Raw genomic sequence first — 21,946 nt, 5'->3', positions numbered from 1 at the left:
CCCGATGGATTACCAGCCCCGCCCCGAAGACGTCAGCTTCCTGCTCAATGCCGTGCTCGACGCGCCCGCGCGCCTGGCCACGCTCGCGCCCTTTGCCGAAGTCGACGAGGCCCTGCAATCGCAAGTGCTCGAAGAGGCAGGCCGCTTCGTCGGCGAGGTGGTGGCACCCATCAACCGTGGCGGCGACGAGATCGGCTGCCGCTTTGTCGACGGCGAAGTGGTCTCGCCGCCGGGCTTTCGCGAGGCGTACCAGGCCTTCGTCGACGGCGGCTGGCCCGCGCTGTCGGCCGCGACGGAAGACGGCGGCCAGGGCCTGCCCGCGGTGCTCGAAGCGGTGCTCTACGAATGGCTGGCCGCCGCCAACCATGGCCTCACGATGGCGCCCGGCCTGCTGCATGGCGCGTACGCCTGCCTCAAGCACCACGGCAGCGAGGAGCTGAAGCAGCGCTATCTGCAGAAGATCGCGACCGGCGAGTGGCTCGCCACCATGTGCCTCACCGAAGCCCATGCGGGCAGCGACCTGGGGCAGGTGCGCACGCGCGCCACACCGCAGGTGGGGCAGGCCGACGGCAGCCTGCGGGTCAACGGCGGCAAGATCTTCATTTCCGGCGGCGAACACGACCTGACGCCGAACATCGTGCATCTCGTGCTGTGTCGCCTGCCCGATGCGCCGGCCGGCCCCAAGGGCCTGTCGCTGGTGCTGGTACCCAAGCTGCTGCCCGACGGCACACGCAACGCGGTGCACTGCGAACGCATGGAAGAAAAGATGGGCCTGCACGGCAGCCCCACCTGCACGATGCGCTTCGACGACGCCACCGGCTGGCTGGTCGGCGAGCCCGGCCGCGGTCTGGCTGCGATGTTCGTGATGATGAATTCGGCGCGCCTGCACGTGGCGCTGCAGGCCATCGGCCTGCTCGACGCCGCCTGGCAGAAGGCCGACGCCTATGCCGCCGAGCGCCGCCAGATGCGCGCCCCCGGCCCCGTGCCCGCCAGCCGCGGCAGCGAGCCGGCCGACCTGATCGCCGAGCACCCGGCCGTGCGCCGCATTCTCGATACGCAGCGCGCCTGGATCGACGGTGCGCGCACCCTCGCCTACCGCAGTGCGCTGATGCTCGACGTCGCCGCGCATGACTCCGACCCGAAGGCACGCGAGCGAGCGCAGCGCTGGTGTTCGTTCGTCACGCCGGTGCTGAAGGCCGCGTGCACGCACCAGGCTTTTTACGGGGCGAGCGAATGCCTGCAGGTGTTCGGCGGCCACGGCTACGTGCGCGAGTGGGGCATCGAGCAGATCGTGCGCGACGCGCGCGTGACCATGATCTACGAGGGCACCAACGAGATCCAGGCCATCGACCTGCTGGTGCGCAAGGTGTTGCCCGACGGCGGCGTGGGCATGTCGGCCGTGCTGCTCGAACTGCGCGACACGCTCGACGCCTCGCGCGAGGCCGATGCCGACGTGCAGCGCCGGCTGGCGCAGCTGCGCTACCTGGGCACCACCATCGCGATGGCGGCGCATGCCAACCCCGTGTTGCCCTACGAGGTGGCCGACGACTACCTGCGCGTGACGATGCTCGCGATGATGGCGTGGGCCTGGGCGCGCATCGAGGCAGTGGCGCCGCAGGACGCTGACAAGGCCCGGGCGGCGGCCGCCTTTCGCCGCTGGGTGCTGCCCGAGTTCGAAATGCGGCTTGGCATCGTCAAGCGGGCCTGCGAGACGGTGGCCCTGAGCCACCATGCCGCGACGCCCCCGGGTGTCGCCAACTAGCCACTCGAATCGCTCGCATGCATCCACTCGCGGTTACGCTCGGGCCATGCCACCCTCCCCGAAATCCGCCCCCGCGAAAGGCGAGCAGGCCGTAGTGCCGCAAGGCAAGCAGGACCGGCTCGACGCACGCATGCTCGAAACCCTGGTCGGCTACAACGCGCGCCGAGCGTGGCTGATCGTCAGCGCCTTCTTTGCGGAGCGCATGGCGCCCTACGGGCTCAAGCAGATCGACTTTTCAGTGCTGTCGCTGCTGGCGCACAACCCGGGCGCCACGTCGCGGCAGCTGTGCAACGCGCTGGACATCCTGCCGCCGAACCTCGTGAGCCTGGTGGCCACGCTGGACAGCCGGGGCCTGATCGAACGCCGCCCCCACCCGCATGACGGCCGCGCCGTCGGGCTGCATCTCACGGCGGCTGGCGAGGCGCTGGTCCGCGAGGCCGAGCAGACCGTGATCCAGCTCGAAGCCGATGCCAGCGCCAAGCTCACTGCGCGGGAGCGCGAGACGCTGATCCGGTTGCTGCAGAAGATCTATTTCTAGCGTTTTGAAGGGGGCTCAGAGGCCCCGCTCGACCATATCGATCAATTGCTGGCCAAGGCTGTGGGCAGCCTCGGCCGGCATCTCGCGCAGCGGCCCGTCGATGATGAGCAGCGCCAGCCCGTGCACCGCGCTCCACGCGAGGTATTCGGCATTCGGGCGCCGCGCCGGGTCGAGCACGCCGGCATCCACCAGCCGGTCGATGGCCTTGCCCAGCAGCTGGAATGGGTCCAGTCCACCGGCGCCCGCCTTGCCCGGGCCGAGTTCGCCGCTGCCCTCATCGGAGATCACGAAGGCCGTGCGGAACAGACCCGGCTCGGCCTGCGCGAAGCGCAGATAGGCGGTGCCGACGGCGCGCACCTGCGCCCGTGCGAAGTCTGCCGGCGGCTGGTCGCAGGGCAGCACCGCCAGCTCCTTCTCCATCGCGGTCGCCGCCGCGGCCAGGGCCGCCTCGCGCACCGCGAGCAACAGCTCCTGCCGGCTGCCGAAGTGCCGGTACGCCGCGTTGGGCACCACGCCCGCGCGCCGCGTGGCCTCGCGCAGCACCACCGCGCCGGGGCCGCCGTCGCGCGCCAGTTCAATGCCCGCGTCCAGCAGCGCCCGGCGCAGGTCGCCGTGGCGATAAGTGCTGCGGGCGGGTGGCAGGCTGTCGGGGACGTTGTTGAGCTTCATTGCAATTCCATGTGGACACTGTCCATTATCCCTGCTATTCTTTGTGGACGGTGTACACAAAGTAATTCGATTGTTTGCGGCCCATGACACCGGGGGCCTCCGAGTCACCTCTTCAATCCAAAGGAATCGCCATGAAAGTCCAGTCTTACCTCTCGTTCGAAGGCCGCTGCGACGAAGCGCTCGGCTTCTACAAGAAGGCGCTAGGCGCCGAGGTCGTGCAGCTCATGCGCTACAGCGAAGCGCCTGCAGGAGCCCCTTCAGAGAACGCCGAAGCCGGTTGCGCCGGCGGCACGCCCGATGCAAACAAGGTGATGCACGCGGTGTTTCGCATCGGCGACACCGAGTTGATGGCCTCCGATGGCCGCTGCTCGGGACAAGCGAAGTTCGAGGGCATCATGCTCGCGCTCACCGCCAACACCGACACCGAAGTCGTCAAGTGGTTCAACGCACTCGCCGAAGGCGGCCAGGTCATGCAGCCGCTGATGCCGACCTTCTTCACCTCGAACTTCGGCATGCTGACCGACCGCTTCGGCGTGGGCTGGCTGCTGGTCGTCGCGCACCCCACCTGATTCCCGCACGCTCCATCCATCTCCCGAGAAAGCTCCCGACATGCTCAAGAAAATCGCCCTCGTCATCGTGCTCGCGATCGCCGCACTGCTGATCTTCGCCGCCACCCGGCCCGACACCTTCCGCGTGGAACGCACTGCGCGCATCGACGCGCCGGCCGACAAGATCTTTCCGCTGATCGACGACTTCCACCGCTGGAGCGCATGGTCGCCCTACGAGAAGCTCGACCCCGCCATGAAGCGCACCTTCGGCGGCACGGCGAGCGGCAAGGGCGCAACCTACGCCTGGGAGGGCAACGACAAGGCGGGCGCCGGGAGCATGGAGATCGTGGAGTCGACGCCTTCGTCGAAGGTCGCGATCAAGCTCGACTTCATCAAGCCCTTCGAAGGCCACAACACGGCCGAATTCACACTCCAGCCTCAGGGCAATGCGACGCAGGTCACCTGGGCCATGCATGGCCCCAGCCCTTACGTTGCAAAGCTCATGGGCATCTTCTTCAACATGGACCAGATGATCGGCAAGGACTTCGAAGCAGGCCTTGCCAATCTCAAGACGGCCACCGAAAAGTAACCCCACAAGGAAACCTCATGTCCCCCATCCACGCCTACCTCACGTTCGACGGCAATGCAGCAGAGGCCATGCGCTTCTACGAGAAGACGCTCGGCGGCACCATGCAGATGATGATGACCATCGGCGAAGCACCCGACACCGAGCAGTTCCCGCCCGAGGCGAAGAAGCGCATCATGCATGCCTCCCTGGCCTACGGCGACGGCATGCTCATGGCCTCCGACTCCATGCCCGGCCAGCCGTACGAAGGCATGAAGGGCTTCGGCGTCGCGCTGACGCTCGATACCGTCGCCGAAGCGCGCCGCGTGTTCGACGCCTTTGCCGACGGCGGCAAGGTCTCCATGCCCTTCGAGAAGACCTTCTGGGTCGAAGGCTTCGGCATGGTGACCGACCGCTTCGGCACGCCGTGGCTGATCAACGGCGGGAAGCCGCTGGTCTGACCCTTCCTCCCATCGCTCTACAGGAATTGCACTTCCCATGACCAACCAACTCGACAGCCGAAAGCGCTGGCTCGCATTGATGGTGCTGTGCCTCGGCGTTCTGATGATCGTGCTCGACACCACCATCGTGAATGTGGCGCTGCCCTCGATCCGTACCGACCTGGGCTTCACCGAGACCTCGCTGGTCTGGGTGGTGAACGCCTACATGCTGACCTTCGGCGGTTTCCTGCTGCTGGGCGGCAGGCTCGGCGACCTGTACGGCCACCGCCGCGTGTTCCTCGCGGGCCTGGTACTGTTCACGCTGGCATCGCTGGCCTGCGGGGTCTCGACCTCGCAGGGCCTGCTGGTGGCGGCGCGCGCGGTGCAGGGCCTGGGCGGCGCAGTGGTCTCTGCCGTGTCGCTCTCGCTCATCATGAATCTCTTCACCGAACCGGCCGACCGCGCAAAAGCCATGGGCGTGTACGGCTTCGTGTGCGCGGGCGGCGGCAGCATCGGCGTGCTGCTGGGCGGCCTGCTGACGAGCACGCTGAGCTGGCACTGGATCTTCCTGGTGAACCTGCCAATCGGCGTTGCGGTATACGCGCTGTGCGTGGCGCTGCTGCCCAGCGCGCGCGGCCATGCGCACGGCGAGAAGCTCGACGTTGCGGGCGCCATCACCGTCACGCTGTCGCTGATGCTCGCGGTGTACGGCGTGGTCAACGGCAACGAGGCCGGCTGGGGCTCCACGCAAACGGTGAGCCTGCTCGGCGCGGCCGTGGTGCTGTTGGCCATCTTCATCGGCATCGAGTCGCGTGTGCAGCATCCGCTGATGCCGCTGGGCCTGTTCAAGCTGCGCAGCGTGTCGGTCTCCAACGTGGTCGGCGTGCTGTGGGCCGCGGCAATGTTCGCGTGGTTCTTCATCTCGGCGCTGTACATGCAGCTGGTGCTGAACTACACGCCCATGCAGATCGGCCTGGCCTTCCTGCCGGCCAACGTGATCATGGCGGTGTTCTCGCTCGGCCTGTCGGCCAAGATCGTGATGCGCTTCGGCATTCGCAAACCGCTGGCCGCCGGGCTCTGGCTCGCGGCCATCGGGCTGGCACTGTTCGCGCGCGCGCCGGTCAACGGCAGCTTCGTGACCGACGTGCTGCCCGGGATGATGCTGCTCGGCCTCGGCGCGGGCATGGCCTTCAATCCGGTGCTGCTGGCGGCCATGAGCGAGGTGAGCCCGTCCGATTCGGGCCTGGCCTCGGGCGTGGTCAACACCTCTTTCATGATGGGCGGCGCGCTGGGCCTGGCCGTGCTGGCCAGCGCCGCGGCAGCGCGCAGCGCATCGATGGAAGCGGCCGGCGCGCAGATGCCGCTGGCCCTCACCGGTGGCTACAACCTTGCGTTTCTCGTCGGCGCCGTGTTCGCGGCGGCGGCGGGTTTGATCGGGGCCTTGCTGCTTCGCACAGTCATGCCTGGGCAAATGGAGAACAACGAAAAGGCTGACGGAAAAGGAGCACCCCGGGGGACGGCGGCATCGTGAGCGGCAACACGCCATGCAACCGCCGGTTTTCTTTCTTCAACGGTTCCACTCTTTATTCAGGAGAACACCCATGGCTCGTTATGTAGACGGCTTCATCGTCGCCATTCCCACCGCCAACGTCGAGGCCTACCGCAAGCTGGCGCGCAAGGCCGGCAAGGTCTGGATGGAATACGGCGCGATCGAATACGTGGAGTGCATCGCCGACGACGTGAAGCCCGGCAAGCTGACCTCGTTTCCGCAGAGCGTGAAGCTGAAGACCGACGAGACCGTGGCCTTCTCGTGGATCGTCTACAAGTCGCGCAAGCACCGCGACACGGTGAACGCGAAGGTCATGGCCGACCCGCGCATCGCGGCAATGGACCCGAAGACCATGCCCTTCGATGCCAAGCGGATGATCTTCGGTGGCTTCAAGAGCATCGTCGAACTCTGACCTCGCCCGACACGCTCAGGCCAGGAAGCCGTCATAGACGAGCTTCAGGCCCGTGAGCAACATGCCCAGGTACACGAAGCGATAGAACCACGTCGCATCGATGCGCCGAGCGATGCGGATGCCGACCCACACGCCGAGGGGCGCGAGCGGCATCAGCACCAGCGACGTGGCCAGCGTGCGAAAGTCGAGCAGGCCGAGCCACGCATAGGGAATCCACTTGCTGAGATTCACCACGAAGAAGAAGTAGGCCATGGTGGCCGTGAAGACCACCGGCGTGAGCCGCAGCGGAATCACATAGGCATTGATGGGCGGCCCGCCCGCATGCGCAATGAAGCTGGTGAAGCCCGACACCGTGGTCAGCACCGCGCCCACGCCGCGCGAAGGCAGCGGATCGTTGGGCTTGGGCGGAAGCAGCAGGCGCTGCGCCAGAAACAGCAACGTGAACACACCGACGATGCCCGCCACCGTGTGCGCCGACAGCATGCGAAACAGCAGCGTGCCGATCACCGTGCCCAGCAGCCCGAACGGAATCAGAAACTTCAGCAGCGAGCGATCGAAGTCGCGCCGGAACGCCGCCAGGCCCAGCACGTCCATCAGCAGCAACAGCGGCATCAGGATGGCGGCTGCCTGCGGCACCGTGACGGCCAGCGCCATCATCGGCACCGCGAGCGAACCGAAGCCCGCGCCGAAACCGCTCTTGCTGATGCCGAGCAGCAGCACGGCGGGAATAGCGACCGCATAGAAATGCGGGTCGGTGATGAGGGGAAAGGCCATGGGCAGAAGAAGCGCAGAAAAAAGCCCACCGGGGCGGCGGGCTTCGCTAGCGTAGCAGGCCTTTAGATTGGGGTGCGCTCACGCCGACGGGGTACCTTGCTCCGCGAATGTCCCCCGGCCTGCGGCCTCCTCCTTTATTTCGCTGCGCAAGGCACCCCATCGACGTGATCGTTTAGCGCTGAGGTTGATCGGCCAGCACTACGACCGCGTCCATCTGCGAATGGCACCGGGTGCTCCCCGCAGCGAAATAAAGGAGGAGGCCGCAGGCCGGGGGACATTCGCGGAGGGGAGTACCCGGTGCCATTCGCACGCACCCCGAACACAACACACAGCCGAGCAACCAAAACGATCTACTCCGGCTGAATACCCAGCTCACGCACCGTGCGACTCCAACGCTCCACGTCCTTGCGCACCAGCGCGTGCGTGTCAGCCTGCGACAGCGCGAGCGGCTTGCCACCGGCCTTCACGAACGAATCCATCACCTCAGGCATTGCGATGACCTTTGCAAGCTCGGCACGCAGTCGCTCCAGCACCGCCGGCGGTGTCTTCGCCGGTGCGAAGAGGCCGAACCAAGATTCAAGCTCCAGCTTCGCCACGCCGGTCTCGCCAATGGTGGGAACGTCAGGCTGCGTCGGCAGCCGCGATGTACCCGAAACCGCAAGCGCCTTCGCATTGCCAGCCACCACCTGCGGCCGCGCCGTCGGCGAAAGGTCGAAGAACAGATCGACCCGACCGCCAAGCAGGTCTTGGTAAGCCGCCTGCGCACCGCGGTACGGCACGTGCGTCAGCTCCACACCGGCCTGCTGCCACAGCGCCGCCGCGATCACATGCTGTCCAGAACCGTTGCCCGCCGATGCGTAGTTGAGCTTCTTCGGGTTGGCTTTGGCAAACGCCACCACGTCTTTCAGCGTGGCCTGCGGCAGGTCTTTCCGCGCCATCAGCGTGTAGCTGTAGGCCACGGCCAGCCCCAGCGGCTCGAAGTCGCGCAGCGAGTCGTAGGGCAGGTTCTTGTACAGCCCCATGTTGAGCGCGAGGTTCGACACCGAGCCGACCAGCAGCGTGTAGCCATCGGCCGGCGCCTTGGCGACGAAGTCGGTGCCGACCACCGTGCCGGAACCCGAGCGGTTGTCGACGATCACGGGCTGGCCCAGTGCGCGCGACAGACGCTCGCCAAGCAGCCGGCCGACAAAGTCGAAGCCGCCGCCGGGTGGCTGCGGCACTACGAGCTTGAGCGGCTTCGAAGGCCAGTCTTGTGCAAGCGCGAGTTTCGGCATGGCGAGCATCGCCAGCGCCGCAGCCATGACGCTGCGGCGGTCGAGTGTGGTGTCCATGGCCGTTCAGCGCTCGAGTGCGCCGCCAGCGAGCCAGCGCGCGCCGCGCTGGTACAGCGCCTCCACCGCCGGCCCCTTGAGCATCGGCATGTCCAGCTTCACCGTGTAGCCGATGCGCTGCTGGATGTAGGCAAGGTGGCGATAGCCTTCGGGCAGGTCGGCCAGCACGGCTGCATCGAGCTTCACCGTGGCGGCAGGGTCCACCGGGTCGATGCGGTCCTTCTCGTAGATCGGCTGGCGGTGCAGCAGCTTCCATTCGCCGCCGTGCTTTTCCACGAAGTCGTAGAAGCGGCCGGTACACACCACATCGCACAGCACGCCCTCGACCATGCCGCGCTGCGAGATGGTCATCTTGGTCTGCGCGATGGCGCGCTCGTCAGCCACCTCGATGGCCGAGCCGCCCAGAAAGTGCAGGATGCTCACGCCCTTGGCCCAGCCCTCCTGCGTGACGCGGATGAACTCGGTGTACGGGCCCTGGAACCACGTGGCCATCATCACGCCATCGGGGTGCCAAACGGTGGCGAAGCGCTCCCAGTCGCCAGCGTCGCGCCACACGGCCCAGCGTTCGATCATCCGGCGGATCAGCAGCTCCTGCTGCAGGGTATCTGTCATTTGCGTTGTCTCCTTCATTGTTTTTTGTTTGGATCAGGCAGGCTGCTTCAACGGGTTGAGCACGAAGTCGAAGTCCAGCCGCCAGCGGCCGTTGTCCTGCTTCTTCCATGGCGCGACCAGCGACTGCCGCACCGCGAACACCGCATCGGAGTCGAGCCACTGGTCGCCGTCGCGGAACACGTGGGTGATGAGCCGTTCGTAGCCCGGCGCCTCGATCTTGAAATGCAGATGCGCGGGCCGCCACGGGTGGCGTTTGGTCGCGCGCAGCAGGTCGCCCACGGGCCCATCGACCGGGATCGGATAGGCCTCGGCCAGCACGCTGCGGAAATGCAGCGAGCCATCGGCCGCAGTGCGCAGGCGGCCGCGGTTCTCTGCGTGGTCCAGCCCTTGGTGCTGCACGTCGTAGTGGCCGCCTTCGTCGGCCTGCCACACGTCGACCACCGCATTGGCCACCGGCTCGCCGTCGAGTCCGCACACCGTGGCGAACACGTCGCAGGGCGCGCCTACAGCGCCGTTGGCCACGTCGTCGCCATGCTCGTATTCGGGCGCGCCCTCGAAGTAGAAGGGGCCGAACACGGTGGCCTCGGTGCAGCCGGCCGGCTTGTCGTTGTTCATCGCGATGGTGAGCATCGACAGGCCCAGCACGTCGGACAGCAGGATGAACTCCTGCCGCTTGTCGTCGCACTTCTGGCCGGTGGCGGTGAGGTACTGGATGCCCTGGAACCACTCGTCCTCGGTGAGCTTCACCTCGCGGGCGAAGGCGTGCAGGTGCTGCACCAGGCTGGTCATGATCTCGTGCAGGCGCGGGCTGGGGGTATCGGCGAAGCGCGCGAGCACGGCCTGGGTGATGTTGTCCTGGTTGAGGTTGCGCATCGTGGCTGTCTCCATGTTGTCTCGGCGCACTGTAGGCCGCACGCCGCTCACACGAAAGCACCAGGGTGCAAATGATTTTTCCGCCCAGCGGAACGGTCGAGCCTGCCCTGCGCCAAAATCGTCCGGCCCTGAAAAACAAGCCCGGAGACACCACCCCATGGACCGCTGGACCGAAATCGCCCTGCTCGTGCAGATCGCCGATGCCGGCAGCCTGAGCCGCGCGGCCGAGGCGCTGGGCCTCTCCAACGCCGCCGCGAGCCGCCACCTGAGTGCGCTCGAAGAAAGGCTGGGCGCGCGGCTGGTCGAGCGCAATACGCGCCGCCTGTACCTCACCGACACCGGCCGCGAGTTCTGCGGCCGCGCCCGCACCATCCTGGCCGACCTGGCGGACGCCGAGTCGACGGTGAACGCCACCGCGCTCAACCCGACGGGCACGCTGCGCGTGACGGCCTCGCTTTCTTTCTCGATCCATCACATCGCTCCGCTGCTGCGCGAATACACGCAGCGCTATCCGGGCGTGACGGTGCACGTGGAGGCCGCCAACCGCTACTTCGACCTGATCGACAACAACATCGACGTGGCGATCCGCACGCGCGAGTACGAGCCCGATTCGAACGTGACGATCCGCCGGCTCGGCGAGACGCGGCGCGTCCTGGCGGCATCGCCGCGCTACTTTGCGCAGCACGGTTTTCCGAAGACGCTGGACGAGCTGAAGCAGCACAAGCTGCTGATCTACACCTACGCCAACAACCCGAACGAGCTGCGCTTCAGCCGTGGCGGGGAGACGCACACGGTGTCGGTGACGGGCCTGCTCGAATCGAACGACGGCCAGGTGCTGCGCGCCGCCGCGCTCGATGGCATGGGCATCCTGGTGCAGCCGACCTACATCGTCTACGAAGACATCGTGGCCGGCCGGCTGGTGCCCACGCTGGACGACTGGGACCTGCCGCACCTGACGATCAACCTGGCATACCCGAGCCGTAAGCACCTGTCGGCGAAGGTGCGCAGCTTCATCGACTTCATGGCGGCGCATTTCGCAAAAATGGACTACGAAAGAAAGTGGACAGGCCACTTCGGCAGCCACTGACCGGGCAAAACGGCCTTTCGCCAAAACATGTGCGTAAACGCACATCCCGCATTTCGGCGGCCTCGCAAACTGGAACCGCAACCGTCGCATTCCGCGGCGGACCACCGTTTTCCACCAAGCAAGGATCTGCCATGAACACCCAGGCCGCAGCCGCCAACACCCCGCGTGCGCCGATCGCATCGCCGCTTTCCACCCTCTCCCCCGCCGCGCTGGACGACTCCGGCAAGCTATTGATTCGCGTGACGATCGGCTTCCTGGTGCTGCTGCACGGCATCTTCAAGCTGTCGGCCGGCGTGGGCTTCATCGGCGGCATGCTGGCCAAGGCCGGGCTGCCGGGTGGGCTGGCCTACCTGGTGTACGTGGGCGAAATCGTCGCGCCGCTGCTGATGATCGCGGGCGTCTTCACCCGCGCGGCCGCCGCCGTGGTGGTCATCAACATGCTGGTGGCCTTCGGCCTGGTGCACATGGCCGACCTGTTCTCGCTGACCAAGCAGGGCGGCTGGGCGCTGGAACTGCAGGGCCTGTACCTGTTCGGCGCGCTGACGGTGGTGCTGCTGGGTGCCGGCCGCTTCAGCGTGGGCGGCGTCAAGGGTCGCTGGAACTGAGCGTCTTCCGGCTCAGCCGGCGTCGCCCCGCACTTGGGAGACCATCAGCTCCAGGCGGGCGACGTCAGCCACCAGCAGGGCCTTGTCGTCCTTGCGCAGCACGCCGTTGCGCACCAGCACATTCAGCTCGCGGGTGACCTGCTCGCGGTTGGTGCTGATCTGGCTGGCCAGCGCCGCATGCTTGGGAGCCGGCTCCAGCCGGGCCTGGTTGCCGTCGATACCGGCGGTGCGGGCCAGGCGCAGCAACTCGGCATGCAGCCGGTTCTGCACGCCGAGGGTGCTCAGGTCGATGACGCGCTCCGACAACTGCCGCACCAGCGACACCAGCCGCAGCATCACGCGCTGGGCCACAAGCGGCTCATCGTGCAGCAGGGCCATGAAGGCGGCGCGGTCGAGGCTGGCGACCACGCTGGGTTCGAGCGTGACCACGTCGGCGGAGCGCGGGCCACCGTCGATGGCGGCGATGTCGCCGAAGTGCTCGCCGGCTTCGGAATCGCGGAAGGTCACCTGCCGGCCGTTGGCCGAATAGGTCGTCACCCGCACCCGGCCCGAGACCAGCAGGAACAGGTCGCCCTGCTGCTCGGCGCGCAGCAGCAAGGGCTTGCCGGCTTCCACGCTGTGCCACAGGCATTGCTGGGCCAGCAGGTCCAGGCGCTGGTCTGAAAGGCCTTCGAGCAGCGCGATCTGGCGCAGCGCGAGGCTGGAGCGAGGGGTGAGTTCAGGTTTGGCCATGCCAGGGCTAGGTAGAGGCGCGCGGATTATGCTCGGGTGCCGCTTCGAACCCGTTCATGGACAGACGTTCCCCTCACGCTCCCCCTTTTTCCCTGAGACCGCCGACACGGCGCAATCTCCGCTGGGCGAGCGGGCTGGTGCTGATGGCCTACATCACGGCGCATCTGCTGAACCATTCGCTGGGCATCTATTCCTTTGCCGCAGCCGAGACCGTGCTGCGCGGCGTGCAGAAGTTCTGGCACAGCCTGCCAGGCACCGTGCTGCTGTACGGCGCGGCCGCCACCCACCTGGCGCTGGCCGTGGTCGCCCTGTGGGAGCGCCGCACCCTGCGCATGCCGCCGCTCGAAGGCCTGCGCGTACTGCTGGGCTTTGCGCTGCCGCTGCTGCTGGCCACGCACCTCACTGCCATGCGCGGCGCCTACCTGGCCTATGGCATCGAGGGCTCGTATGTGCGCGTGGTCTGGGGGCTGTGGGACTGGCAGGGCGCGGCCGCACAGCTGCTGATGATGCTGGCGGCCTGGGTCCACGGCTGCCTGGGCCTGCATTTCGCACTGCGGGCGCAGCCGGCCTGGCGACGCTTTTCCCACCTGCTGCTGGCCATTGCGGTTGTGCTGCCGCTGACGGCGGCGATGGGCTTCGTCTCCATGGGGCGCGAGTTCCAGTGGAGCGGCGTGCCGCCGACCGTGCTTCCCACGCCCGAACAGGGCAAGGCGCTGAATACGGCCGAAGGCAGCATCAAGTGGTTCTACGGGCTGGCGCTGGTCGCGCTGCTGGGGGCGCGCTGGGGGCGCAACAGCTTCGCGCGCTGGTCGCGGCAGCCATCGGTCACGCTGCGCTACCCCGGCCGCACGGTGCAGGTGCCGCGCGGCTGGAGCGTGCTGGAAGCGAGCCGCTCGCACGGCATCGCGCATGTGTCGATCTGCGGCGGACGGGCGCGCTGCTCGACCTGCCGCGTGCGCGTGGCCGGCCCGGTCGAACACATCGGCGAACCCGGCCGCGACGAGCAGCGCACGCTCGAACGCGTGCGCGCGCCGGCCGACGTGCGCCTGGCCTGCCAGCTGCGCCCGCGCGGCGACGTCGAGGTCACGCCGCTGTTCGCGCCACTGCCCAATGAAGGCCGGCCCGCGCCGGTCGGCAGCTTCGGGCGCGAGCGCGACGTGGCGATCTTGTTCGTCGACCTTCGGCGCTGGTCGGGCCTGTCGGAGCGGCAGTGGCCCTTCGACCTGGCCTATGTGCTCGACCGCTACTTCGCCACCGTCGGCGCGGCCGTGCGCGAAAGCGGCGGCGTGCCGAACCAGTTCATCGGCGACAGCGTGATGGCGATCTTCGGGCTCGAATGCGACCTGCCCACCGCCTGCAGGCAGGCACTGCACGCGACCGAGCTGATCGGCCAGCGCATGGATGCATGGAGCGAAGGCTTCGAGGCGCAGTTCGGCCAGCGGTTGGAGTTCGGCATGGGCCTGCATGCGGGCCGTGCGGCGGTGGGTGAAGTGGGCTACCTGGAGACGACCACCTTCACCGCTATAGGCGAAGTGGTCAACACCGCGAGCCGGCTGCAGGACCACTCGAAGACGGCCGCATCGCGCCTCGTCGTCTCGCTGTTCGCGGCCGAGCAGGCCGGTGTTGCGGAGGCCATGGGCGCGATCGAAACGCTCACCGTGCGGGGACGCTCCGAACCTCTTGCGGTGCTCTACGCACCGCACAGCGCTGCTCCTCTGTAGTTGCCGAAAGCGGTGCGCAAACGCACAGCGCCAACCACGATGCGGTTTCACACTGCATCCCGTGGCAACGACGAATGTCCGCCGCCCACACTGACAGTCAAAGGGACTCGCATCATGAACACCAAGCAACTCATCGCCATCTCCGCCGCCGCATTCGCCATGCTTGGCGCAGCAGGCGCGCACGCTGAAGCCTACGAAGGCGTGCACGCCATCACCTCGTCCGCCAGCCGCATGGACGTGCAGGCCGAAGCCTTGGCTGCCGCGCGCGCCGGCAACCCCTACTCCGACAGCGCCGCTGAAGGCACTTTGGCCGTCAACTCCACGCTCGACCGCAATGCGGTGCGCGACCAGGCCGTGGCCACCGCTCACGACCCGCTGCAAAGCCTGGACCGCCGCGCGTTCTACCGCGACCAGGTGCCCTCGGCCTACAGCAAGCCGACGGTGTCGTTCACGCGCCAGGCCGGCCTGTAAGCGGCGACGCGGCCCTGCCGCAAATCAGGGCCGCACACCTTCCCACGCGTTCTGCAACAAGGCACGAATCGCATCGCGCTCCAGAGGGCGCGGATTGGGGTACTGGTTCTTCAGCGCATGCTCGCAGGCCAGGTCGAGATCGGATTCCTTCATGCCGATGTCGCGCAACGCAACCGGCGCACCGTTGTCGCGTGCAAGGTCGTACACGGCTTGCGCGGCAGTGCTTCCCCCAAGCGCCTGCGCGATACGCGCCATGGCCTGCGGCGCCGCTTCGGCGTTGTAGGCCAGCGCATGCGGCAGCACGATGGTGTGGGTCTCGGCATGCGGCAGGTTGAAGCTGCCGCCCAGCGTGTGGCACAGCTTGTGGTGCAGCGCCATGCCGACATTGCCGAGCACCGTGCCGCAGAGCCAGGCGCCATAGAGCGCGTCGCTGCGGGCACTCGCATCCTTGGGCGTGGCACGGATCACCGGCAACGCGCGGCCCAGTGCTGCAATGCCTTCCTGCGCCATCAGGTCCATGATCGGATTCGAATCGACCGCGTAGAGCCCTTCGGCCGCATGCGCGATGGCGTTGATGCCGCTGGTCACGCTCATGCCCACGGGCAGGCCCAGCGAAAGCTCGGGGTCGTAGATGACGGTACGCGGCAGCACCTTGAAATCCTTGCCCGTCTTCTTCATGCCGGCTTCGGTGATGCCGTAGATCGGCGTCATCTCGGAGCCCGCGTAGGTGGTCGGGATGGCGAGGATCGGAAGGCCCGAATCGAGCGCGATGGCCTTGCCCAGCCCGGTGGTGGAACCGCCGCCGATGGCCACGGCGCAGTCCGCGCCCAGCCGGGCGGCCACTTCCCGCGCCTCACGCGCCGTTTCGATGGGCACATGCATCACGGCACGGTCGAACACACCGGCCGCGTGTGCGCCCAGCATGTCGGCCACGCGCTCGGCCTGCGGGCGCTGCTCGGGCGTGGACAGCACCAGGGCCCGGCGCGCACCTAGTAGGTCGATCTCGCGCGCCAGGTGCTGCAGCGAGCCCGCGCCGAACACCACCCGCTGGGGCACGCTGGTGTAGACGAACGATGGTGTGGTCATGGCTTTTTCCTGTCTGTCTCTCGAATGTTCATGAACGGCCGATGCCGGGCATCACGATACGCCGGCGGCCCGCCGGGCGAGTGTCCCGCCGGGCCGCCTACTCATTCAACGACAGGAACGGAAAGGAGTTTTCCGCTCAGCCCCGATTGCCAGCAGCCCTCTCGCCAGCGCCCGCCTGAACGATGAGCAGCAGGAACCCGCCGGCCATGGCCACGTTCTTCAGGAAATTGTTGAGCTGCGCATTGAACTGCGCCGCGTCGGCGGCCCAGAACGCATGCGCTGCGAAGGCAGTGGCCAGCGTGAACAAGGCCAGCGCACCGGCAACCCATTGCACGCGCCAGCCAACGATCAGCAGCAGCCCGCCGCCGATCTCGAGCGCGATGGTCAACGGCAGCACCACGTCGGCCAGCGGGATGCCGAGCTTGGCGAAGTAGCCGAGCGTCGCTCCATAGGTCATGAGCTTGCGCACACCCGCGACCAGGAAGATCACCGCCATCAGCACGCGGGCGGCCACGGTCCAGCCGCGAAAGGGTTCGTTTGTCGTCATGTCGTTTCCTTGAATTTCACGCGGCCTTCTCGTCGCCCAGGCAGTTGGCGGCCGTCCAGCCGTAGAGCCATTCGAGCGCGTCGTAGAAGCGCTCCTGCGGCCTGCCCGTCCACATGCTGTTGCGCACCAGCCGCTCGACGCCCTTGGCGTGGTAGATGCGGCCCATCTCGCGGGCCGAGAGCACGACACGCGCGGTGCGGGCAACGCGGGAGCGTTCGTATAAAGCCAGCGCGCGCGGCCAGTCGCCCTCTTCGCGGCGCAGCGCGAGGCCCAGCGTCACGGCGTCCTCGCAGGCCATGCACGCGCCCTGCGCCAGGTACTGCACCATCGGGTGCGCCGCATCGCCCAGCAGCGTGGCGCGGCCGAAGGTCCATTGCTCGATGGGGTTGCGGTCGGCTGTGGAATAGCGCTTCCACGCTTTCGGAATGCGCAGCAGCTGCTGCACCTGCTCGCAGGTCGGGCGGAAGTAGCGCTGCACCTCCGCCGGGTCGCCGTCCATCGAACCCCACTCCTCGGGCTGGTCGCTGTGGAAGGTGACCGCCATGTTGAACTTGTCGCCGCCCTTCAACGGGTAGTGCACCAGGTGGCAGTTGGGCCCGACCCAGATGCATGGCGCGGTGAAGCGCAGCGCCTCGGGGAAGTCGGCCGTGTCGATCACGGCACGAAACACCACATGGCCCGATACGCGGATGCTGTCGCCCACGTACTGTTGGCGCACCGCCGAGCGCACGCCGTCGCAGCCGATCACGGCCTGGCCTTCGTGCCGGCCGCCCTCCGCATCGATCAGCGTCACGCCTGCGTCGTCCTGCTCGATGTGCACGACCTTGGTCGAGGTGAGGAACTCGATGCCTTCTGTCGTGGCCTTCACGCCTTCGAGCAACGCACCATGGATGTCGGCGCGGTGGATCACCGCATAGGGGTTGCCGAAGCGCTCGCGAAAGCGATCGGACAACGAGATGCTCGCCACGCGCTTCGCGTCGATGGCATCGAACATCACCATCTCTTCGGTGTAGACCGCCTTGGCGCGCAGATGCTCGCCCACGCCCAACGCGTCGCAAGCCGCGAAGGCGTTGGGGCTGAGCTGGATGCCGGCACCGATCTCGCCGATCTGGCCGGCCTGCTCGATCACCTTCACGCGATAGCCCTCGCGCACCAGCGCCAGCGCAGCGGCGAGCCCGCCGATGCCGCCGCCGGCCACGAGCACGGGGCGGGTGTCTTTCACGGTGCGCATGTCACTTCAATCCGAACAGCTTGCGCGCGTTGTCGCGGCCGATCTTCTGGCGGTCGTTCTCGCTGATCTCGCACTTGTCGAACCAGCGGGCCGCGTCCTCATGCTTCTCGAACGGGTAGTCGACCGAATACATGATGCGGTCCGCCCCCACTTCGAGCATCGTCGACAGCAGCGTGGGCGTGCGGAAGTTGCCGCTGGTCGTGATGTGCACGTTGCTGCGCAGGTAGTCGCCGATTTCCTTGTCGCAGGGCATGCCGCGCCGGCCTTTGCGCAGGATGTGGTCAACGCGCCAGATGTTGAAGGGAATGCCCTCGCCGAAGTGGCCGAGGATCATCTGCAGGTCGGGGTGCCGGTCGAACAGGCCGCTCGACATGATGCGCAGCGCATGCAGGCCGGTCTCGACCGCAAAGGCCCAGGTGGGTCCGGTGAGCCAGTGCGCGCCTTCGTAGATGGGCTCGCGGCTCAGCAGCGGGTCGCGCGGGTGCATGTAGAAAGGCTTCTTCAATGCGGCGGCGACGGCCCAGAAATCGGTGAAGCGCGGGTCGTCGTAATAGACGACGGTGTTCTCGTCGCCCACCTGCGAGAAGCCGTTGACCAGGAAGCCGTGGAAGCCCAGCTGCGTCACGCAGCGCTCCAGCTCGCGCGCGGCCGCCTTGGGGTCTTGCATGGGCAACGCCGCGAACCCACCGAAGCGGGTGGGATGGCGCTTCGTCTGCTCGGCCAGCACGTCGTTGGCGCGCTGCGCGACTTCGACGGCGCGTTTCGCATCGGGAATGGCCTGCACCGCCGGCGAGTTGAGCGAGAGGATCGACAGCTCGGTGCCCCACTCGTCCATCTGCTCGAGGCGCTGCTGCTCGAAGTCGAGCAGGTTGCTCTTCAGGCCCTGCCATACCTCGGGGCGGGCGTATACCTGCGAGTCGCCGATCGTCAGGTCGATCGCGAAATGCTCTTCGAGCGCAATCTTGTTCTTCATGGGGAAATCACTCCGGTTTGATGTTGAGCTTGTCCAGCACGTCCTGCCAGGTCTTGCGGTCGTCGGCGATGTAGCGCGCCAGCTGTTCGGGGGTGCCAGGGCGCGGGTAGGTGCCCAGCTCGCGCGACTTGGCCACCACGTCGGGCAACAGCAGCGCCTCGTTCATGTCCTTGTTGAGCTTCGCGAGCACCTGCGGGTCAACGCCCTTCTTCGCGATGACGGCGAACCAGCCATGCGCCACCGCACCGGGCACTGTCTTGCTCGCGAGCGGGAACTGCTCCAGCCCGGCCTCAACGCGGTCGCCCATGCTGGCCAGCACGCGCATGCGCCCTCCCTGCACGTTGCCGGCGACCACGTTGTAGGTCTCGACCATCATCTGCGTCTGACCGCCCAGCGTGGCCTGCATGGCCTGCGCGCCCCCCGGGTAGTGCACTTCGAGAAACTGCGCGCCCGACTGCAGCCCAAGCAATGCCGAAGCCAGGTGCGGCGCGGTGCCGCGGCCGTTGTCTGCCACCTCGATGCCCTGCGGCTTGGCGCGTGCGGCGGCGATGAAGTCCGCGAGCGTCTTGTAGGGCGAATTGGCCGGTACTGCGAGCATGAAAGGCGCGACAGCCGCGAGCGTGACCGGCACGAAGTCGCGGTTGAAGTCGTAGGTCACACCCTTGATGGTGCTGGGCGCCACCGAAATCGCCGAGCCCTGCACGAAGCCGAAGGTGTAGCCATCGGCAGGCGCAGCCAGGATCGCGTTCATGCCGATCACGCCGCTGCCGCCGGGCTTGTTGTCGACGATCACGCCTTGTCCCCACTTCTCGCCGAGCTTGGCGCCCACATGGCGGATCAGCACGTCGGGCGCCGACCCTGCGGGGAACGGCACCACGAAGCGCACCGCCTGCTGGGGCCACTTGGCAGCCGTTCCCTGAGCGTTTGCCAGTGGCGTCGTTCCCAGGAAAGACAGTGCGATGGCGCATACGAGGGCAGCTCTGCGGGATGGCTTCAGGCTCATGATCGTCTCCGTATTTGCTTGATTATTCAAGCAATTGCGGCGGACTATATACTTGATTGTTCAAGCATGTCTAGATGAAAACCCTGCCCCAAGATCACGACCTCGAGAAGGCGATTCCCTTCCTGCTGGCACGCGCCGGCGCGCGCATGGGCAATGCCTTTGCGAAGGCATTGAAGCCCTACGGACTCAGCCTCAGCGAATGGCGCGTGTGTGCGTCGCTGCAGCACACGCCGCGGCAGACACTGTCTGAACTGGCCACGCACGCGTCGACCGATCTGTCGGCGCTGTCGCGCATCGTCGACCGGCTGGCGGCGAACGAACTGGTGGCGCGCGAGAAGTGCGACACCGACAAGCGCGCGGTGCGCATCGCGCTCACGGAGCGCGGCCTCGCGCTGACCTGCGAGCTGATTCCGCTCGCGCAGCACTACGAGGCGGTGGCCACCTCGGACTTCAGCTCGGCGGAAGTGAAGACGCTGCGCGCGATGCTGCTGCGCCTGTACGCCAACGCAACGCCGCTGGCCTGAGCTAGCCCGGCGAGACCTGCACAGTCGAAGCCTGACGGCTCTCGGTGATCGCGAAGCGCACCGGCAGAAAGCGCTCGATCACCGCGCAGTTGGTGCGCGTGTGCTCCGTCACCTCGCTGCAGGTAAAGGCGCAGGCCTTCTTGCTCTGCCACGCCGCGAGCGCCAGCAGCAACGCCAGCTGATCCGCAAGGTGCGGGCCGACCGCGGCCTCGCTCTTCTGGAACGCGCGCAGCTCCTTCACCAGACAGTGCGCCACCTGCTCGGCGCTCAGCGACTTCTCGCCGAAGGCCGTGAAGACCTCGGTGACGTGCTCGTACGCCAGCGTGGCCATCAGCGCATTGCCGGGGCCTTCGTTCTGGCGCACCGTGCCGAAGCGCAGCTGCTCGCCAGACCAACCCATCGCGCCGCCCAGCGTATCGAGCTCGCGCGTCGGCACGTGGCGCGGCAAGCCGGGCGCCAGGCATTCGGCGTAGTTCGACTGGTGCGCGCCGCGCGCCATCAGATCGAAGGGCTGCAGCGCGCCGGCCGCCGGCACGACGGTCGCCTCGACCTCGCCGCCACCGGCCGGATAGAAGCCGCAGCGGCGCAGCGTCAGTTGCAGGTCCGCGCCCAGGCGGCGCACCAGCGGCGCGAAGGCACGTTCAAGAAAATGGAAGGGCGGCGCCATCGGGTTGTGCGTACCGCCGCTCAGGTGCACACGGCTGGTCGCGCCAGCAAGCAGCAGCGGTGGCAGCACGGTCTGCAGCACCAGCATGCAGCTGCCCGCGCTGGCAATGGCGAAGCGGTACTCGCCCGCGCGCACCGGGCCGGGCTGGAAGCGCAGCGACTGCGAACCCAGCTCCGCGCCTTCAACCTGCGCGCCACTGATTTCGGCAACCGCGTTCACGCACGCAAGGTGCTGGCGCATCAGCCCCGGCTTGGCGCGGCCCGCGCGGATCTTCTCGATGGTCAGCGGCTGGCCCGTGACCACCGACAGCGCGAGGCTGGTGCGCAGGATCTGGCCGCCGCCCTCGCCTTGCGAACCGTCGAGTTCAATCATGTGCGGCCTCCGTCTTTGCCTTCTCGAAGCGCAGCACCGTCTCGTGCAGGAATGCATCGAGGCCGGCCTCTTCGGCCTGCGGCAGCGGCGTCACCGGCTCCGCCGCATTGGCCGCCAGCTCGGATTCGATGAACGCGTGGATGCCGGGCCAGCGCGGGCTGGTCGCGGCTTCGCCCGCGCGCATCTTCACTTCGAGCAGCGCGTTGATCTCGTCGATCAGCGCCGCATCGCGCGCCGGGTCGAGCGTGCGCTGCGCCAGGTCGGCGAAGCGCATCGGCGGCACGCCGGGCTGCGAGCGGATCCAGCGCGCGGCCAGCAGCGGGCGCAGCACATAGAGGTATTTCTTGTAGCGCACCTCGTCGGCCTGCAGGTGCTCGCGGAAGTTCTTCTTTGCCATCGAGCTGTAGTGGTGCCAGCCGCGCGCGTTGGAAAACACCGCCTCCGACAGGGCGCGGAAACGCGGCATCGCCACCACGTCGTCGCGGTACACGATGGGCGAGCGCAGCCATTCGAGCAGCGTCGGGTTCGACTCGCGCATCAGGCCTAGCGCCTTGCGCAGGTCCCAGCCGTTGATGTCGAGGTCGCCGCTGATCGGCACCTCGATCACGTCGCGGCGCGGCGTCACCGTGAGGTACCACGGCAGGCGGTTGACGTAGATGAAGCGCACGTCGTAGTCGCTGTCGGGCGAGGCAAAGCCCCAGCCGCGGCTGCCGGATTCGCAGGCGAAGAGCACAGTCACGTCGTGCTTCGCTTCGATGTCGCGCAGGGCCTCCATGATCTGCGCGCGCATGGCGGGCTCGATCGGGTGGGCGGAGCGCAGGAATTCTTCTTCGGTACTCATCTTCGATTCTTCT

The 21,946-nt window shown here is 67.3% G+C and carries 25 protein-coding genes; 12 read left to right on the top strand and 13 right to left on the bottom strand.

All coding sequences use genetic code 11. From position 1 onward, the window contains the following. The first annotated feature begins 4 nt into the window (after positions 1-4). A complete protein-coding gene (locus BLW48_RS22295; RefSeq protein WP_093177533.1) occupies positions 5-1,762 on the top strand; it encodes an acyl-CoA dehydrogenase family protein in 1,758 nt (585 codons plus the stop codon). Positions 1,763-1,808: 46 nt separating this feature from the next. Continuing rightward, complete coding sequence (locus BLW48_RS22290) at positions 1,809-2,300, top strand: MarR family winged helix-turn-helix transcriptional regulator (RefSeq protein ID WP_093079558.1); 492 nt, start codon at positions 1,809-1,811, stop codon at positions 2,298-2,300. Positions 2,301-2,315: 15 nt separating this feature from the next. On the opposite strand, the gene BLW48_RS22285 is transcribed toward BLW48_RS22290, so the two are convergent. Beyond that, on the bottom strand, positions 2,316-2,969 hold the full coding sequence (locus BLW48_RS22285) for a TetR/AcrR family transcriptional regulator (protein ID WP_093057607.1): 654 nt from the start codon (positions 2,967-2,969) through the stop codon (positions 2,316-2,318). A 131-nt stretch (positions 2,970-3,100) separates the two neighbouring features. On the opposite strand from BLW48_RS22285, the gene BLW48_RS22280 reads away from it, so the two are divergent. The 5 genes from BLW48_RS22280 (at position 3,101) to BLW48_RS22260 (ending at position 6,483) form a co-directional block, all read left to right on the top strand. After that, on the top strand, positions 3,101-3,538 hold the full coding sequence (locus BLW48_RS22280) for a VOC family protein (protein WP_093177531.1): 438 nt from the start codon (positions 3,101-3,103) through the stop codon (positions 3,536-3,538). A gap of 40 nt (positions 3,539-3,578) precedes the next feature. Continuing rightward, positions 3,579-4,106, top strand: coding sequence for an SRPBCC family protein (locus BLW48_RS22275; RefSeq protein WP_093177530.1), 528 nt, complete (start codon positions 3,579-3,581; stop codon positions 4,104-4,106). A 17-nt stretch (positions 4,107-4,123) separates the two neighbouring features. Next, entirely contained in the window at positions 4,124-4,543 is a 420-nt protein-coding gene (locus tag BLW48_RS22270; RefSeq protein ID WP_093057604.1) for a VOC family protein, read from the top strand. Between the two features lie 37 nt (positions 4,544-4,580). Continuing rightward, the gene (locus tag BLW48_RS22265; protein WP_093057603.1) at positions 4,581-6,053 is read left to right on the top strand and encodes a DHA2 family efflux MFS transporter permease subunit; all 1,473 of its coding nucleotides are present in this window, start codon (positions 4,581-4,583) and stop codon (positions 6,051-6,053) included. A gap of 70 nt (positions 6,054-6,123) precedes the next feature. Continuing rightward, complete coding sequence (locus tag BLW48_RS22260; protein WP_093057602.1) at positions 6,124-6,483, top strand: DUF1428 domain-containing protein; 360 nt, start codon at positions 6,124-6,126, stop codon at positions 6,481-6,483. A gap of 15 nt (positions 6,484-6,498) precedes the next feature. Here BLW48_RS22260 and BLW48_RS22255 read toward each other — a convergent pair whose 3' ends face one another. The 4 genes from BLW48_RS22255 to BLW48_RS22240 all read right to left on the bottom strand — a co-directional run bounded on the left by BLW48_RS22255 (position 6,499) and on the right by BLW48_RS22240 (position 10,073). Further along, positions 6,499-7,257: a sulfite exporter TauE/SafE family protein gene (locus BLW48_RS22255; RefSeq protein WP_093057601.1), complete on the bottom strand. Its 759-nt coding sequence runs from the start codon at positions 7,255-7,257 to the stop codon at positions 6,499-6,501. Between the two features lie 350 nt (positions 7,258-7,607). After that, positions 7,608-8,588, bottom strand: coding sequence for a Bug family tripartite tricarboxylate transporter substrate binding protein (locus tag BLW48_RS22250; RefSeq protein ID WP_093177529.1), 981 nt, complete (start codon positions 8,586-8,588; stop codon positions 7,608-7,610). Between the two features lie 6 nt (positions 8,589-8,594). After that, complete coding sequence (locus tag BLW48_RS22245; protein ID WP_093079576.1) at positions 8,595-9,200, bottom strand: nuclear transport factor 2 family protein; 606 nt, start codon at positions 9,198-9,200, stop codon at positions 8,595-8,597. A 33-nt stretch (positions 9,201-9,233) separates the two neighbouring features. Further along, positions 9,234-10,073, bottom strand: a complete 840-nt coding sequence (locus BLW48_RS22240; RefSeq protein ID WP_093177527.1) for an intradiol ring-cleavage dioxygenase — start codon at positions 10,071-10,073, stop codon at positions 9,234-9,236. A gap of 157 nt (positions 10,074-10,230) precedes the next feature. Here BLW48_RS22240 and BLW48_RS22235 point away from each other — a divergent pair, with 157 nt between their 5' ends. Together BLW48_RS22235 and BLW48_RS22230 are read left to right on the top strand one after the other, a co-directional pair. Then, positions 10,231-11,160, top strand: coding sequence for a LysR family transcriptional regulator (locus tag BLW48_RS22235; protein WP_093177526.1), 930 nt, complete (start codon positions 10,231-10,233; stop codon positions 11,158-11,160). 131 nt (positions 11,161-11,291) lie between these two features. Next, on the top strand, positions 11,292-11,765 hold the full coding sequence (locus tag BLW48_RS22230) for a DoxX family protein (protein ID WP_093177524.1): 474 nt from the start codon (positions 11,292-11,294) through the stop codon (positions 11,763-11,765). 12 nt (positions 11,766-11,777) lie between these two features. Here the strand turns inward: BLW48_RS22230 and BLW48_RS22225 are convergent, their stop codons facing one another. After that, the gene (locus BLW48_RS22225) at positions 11,778-12,497 is read right to left on the bottom strand and encodes a Crp/Fnr family transcriptional regulator (protein WP_093177523.1); all 720 of its coding nucleotides are present in this window, start codon (positions 12,495-12,497) and stop codon (positions 11,778-11,780) included. Positions 12,498-12,553: 56 nt separating this feature from the next. Here BLW48_RS22225 and BLW48_RS22220 point away from each other — a divergent pair, with 56 nt between their 5' ends. Then, positions 12,554-14,218 carry an adenylate/guanylate cyclase domain-containing protein gene (locus BLW48_RS22220; protein WP_093177521.1) on the top strand — a complete coding sequence of 555 codons (1,665 nt, stop codon included), beginning with the start codon at positions 12,554-12,556 and terminating at the stop codon, positions 14,216-14,218. A 114-nt stretch (positions 14,219-14,332) separates the two neighbouring features. Next, positions 14,333-14,689, top strand: coding sequence for an alpha/beta hydrolase (locus BLW48_RS22215; RefSeq protein ID WP_093177520.1), 357 nt, complete (start codon positions 14,333-14,335; stop codon positions 14,687-14,689). A gap of 24 nt (positions 14,690-14,713) precedes the next feature. Here BLW48_RS22215 and BLW48_RS22210 read toward each other — a convergent pair whose 3' ends face one another. The 5 genes from BLW48_RS22210 to BLW48_RS22190 form a co-directional block, all read right to left on the bottom strand. Continuing rightward, the gene (locus tag BLW48_RS22210) at positions 14,714-15,775 is read right to left on the bottom strand and encodes a maleylacetate reductase (protein ID WP_093177518.1); all 1,062 of its coding nucleotides are present in this window, start codon (positions 15,773-15,775) and stop codon (positions 14,714-14,716) included. A gap of 136 nt (positions 15,776-15,911) precedes the next feature. After that, positions 15,912-16,322: a DoxX family protein gene (locus BLW48_RS22205; protein ID WP_093177517.1), complete on the bottom strand. Its 411-nt coding sequence runs from the start codon at positions 16,320-16,322 to the stop codon at positions 15,912-15,914. Between the two features lie 16 nt (positions 16,323-16,338). Further along, positions 16,339-17,553, bottom strand: a complete 1,215-nt coding sequence (locus BLW48_RS22200; RefSeq protein ID WP_093177515.1) for a 3-hydroxybenzoate 6-monooxygenase — start codon at positions 17,551-17,553, stop codon at positions 16,339-16,341. Between the two features lies 1 nt (position 17,554). Further along, positions 17,555-18,526: an amidohydrolase family protein gene (locus tag BLW48_RS22195; RefSeq protein WP_093177513.1), complete on the bottom strand. Its 972-nt coding sequence runs from the start codon at positions 18,524-18,526 to the stop codon at positions 17,555-17,557. Between the two features lie 7 nt (positions 18,527-18,533). After that, positions 18,534-19,529 (bottom strand): Bug family tripartite tricarboxylate transporter substrate binding protein, encoded by a 996-nt coding sequence (locus BLW48_RS22190; RefSeq protein ID WP_093177512.1) that lies wholly within the window; start codon positions 19,527-19,529, stop codon positions 18,534-18,536. A 74-nt stretch (positions 19,530-19,603) separates the two neighbouring features. Here BLW48_RS22190 and BLW48_RS22185 point away from each other — a divergent pair, with 74 nt between their 5' ends. Then, positions 19,604-20,053: a MarR family winged helix-turn-helix transcriptional regulator gene (locus BLW48_RS22185; protein ID WP_093177510.1), complete on the top strand. Its 450-nt coding sequence runs from the start codon at positions 19,604-19,606 to the stop codon at positions 20,051-20,053. Position 20,054: 1 nt separating this feature from the next. On the opposite strand, the gene rtcA is transcribed toward BLW48_RS22185, so the two are convergent. Together rtcA and BLW48_RS22175 are read right to left on the bottom strand one after the other, a co-directional pair. Continuing rightward, a complete protein-coding gene (rtcA, locus tag BLW48_RS22180) occupies positions 20,055-21,092 on the bottom strand; it encodes an RNA 3'-terminal phosphate cyclase (RefSeq protein ID WP_093177509.1) in 1,038 nt (345 codons plus the stop codon). Continuing rightward, positions 21,085-21,933 (bottom strand): nucleotidyltransferase domain-containing protein, encoded by an 849-nt coding sequence (locus BLW48_RS22175; RefSeq protein WP_093177507.1) that lies wholly within the window; start codon positions 21,931-21,933, stop codon positions 21,085-21,087. Before BLW48_RS22175 ends, rtcA begins: the two co-directional genes overlap by 8 nt. Between the last annotated feature and the right edge of the window lie 13 nt (positions 21,934-21,946).

The sequence above is a fragment of the Variovorax sp. YR266 genome, assembly GCF_900107295.1.
Taxonomy (GTDB): domain Bacteria; phylum Pseudomonadota; class Gammaproteobacteria; order Burkholderiales; family Burkholderiaceae_C; genus Variovorax.
The sequence above is the reverse complement of the archived record's forward strand: the minus strand, read 5'-3'. Positions and strand labels throughout refer to the sequence as shown.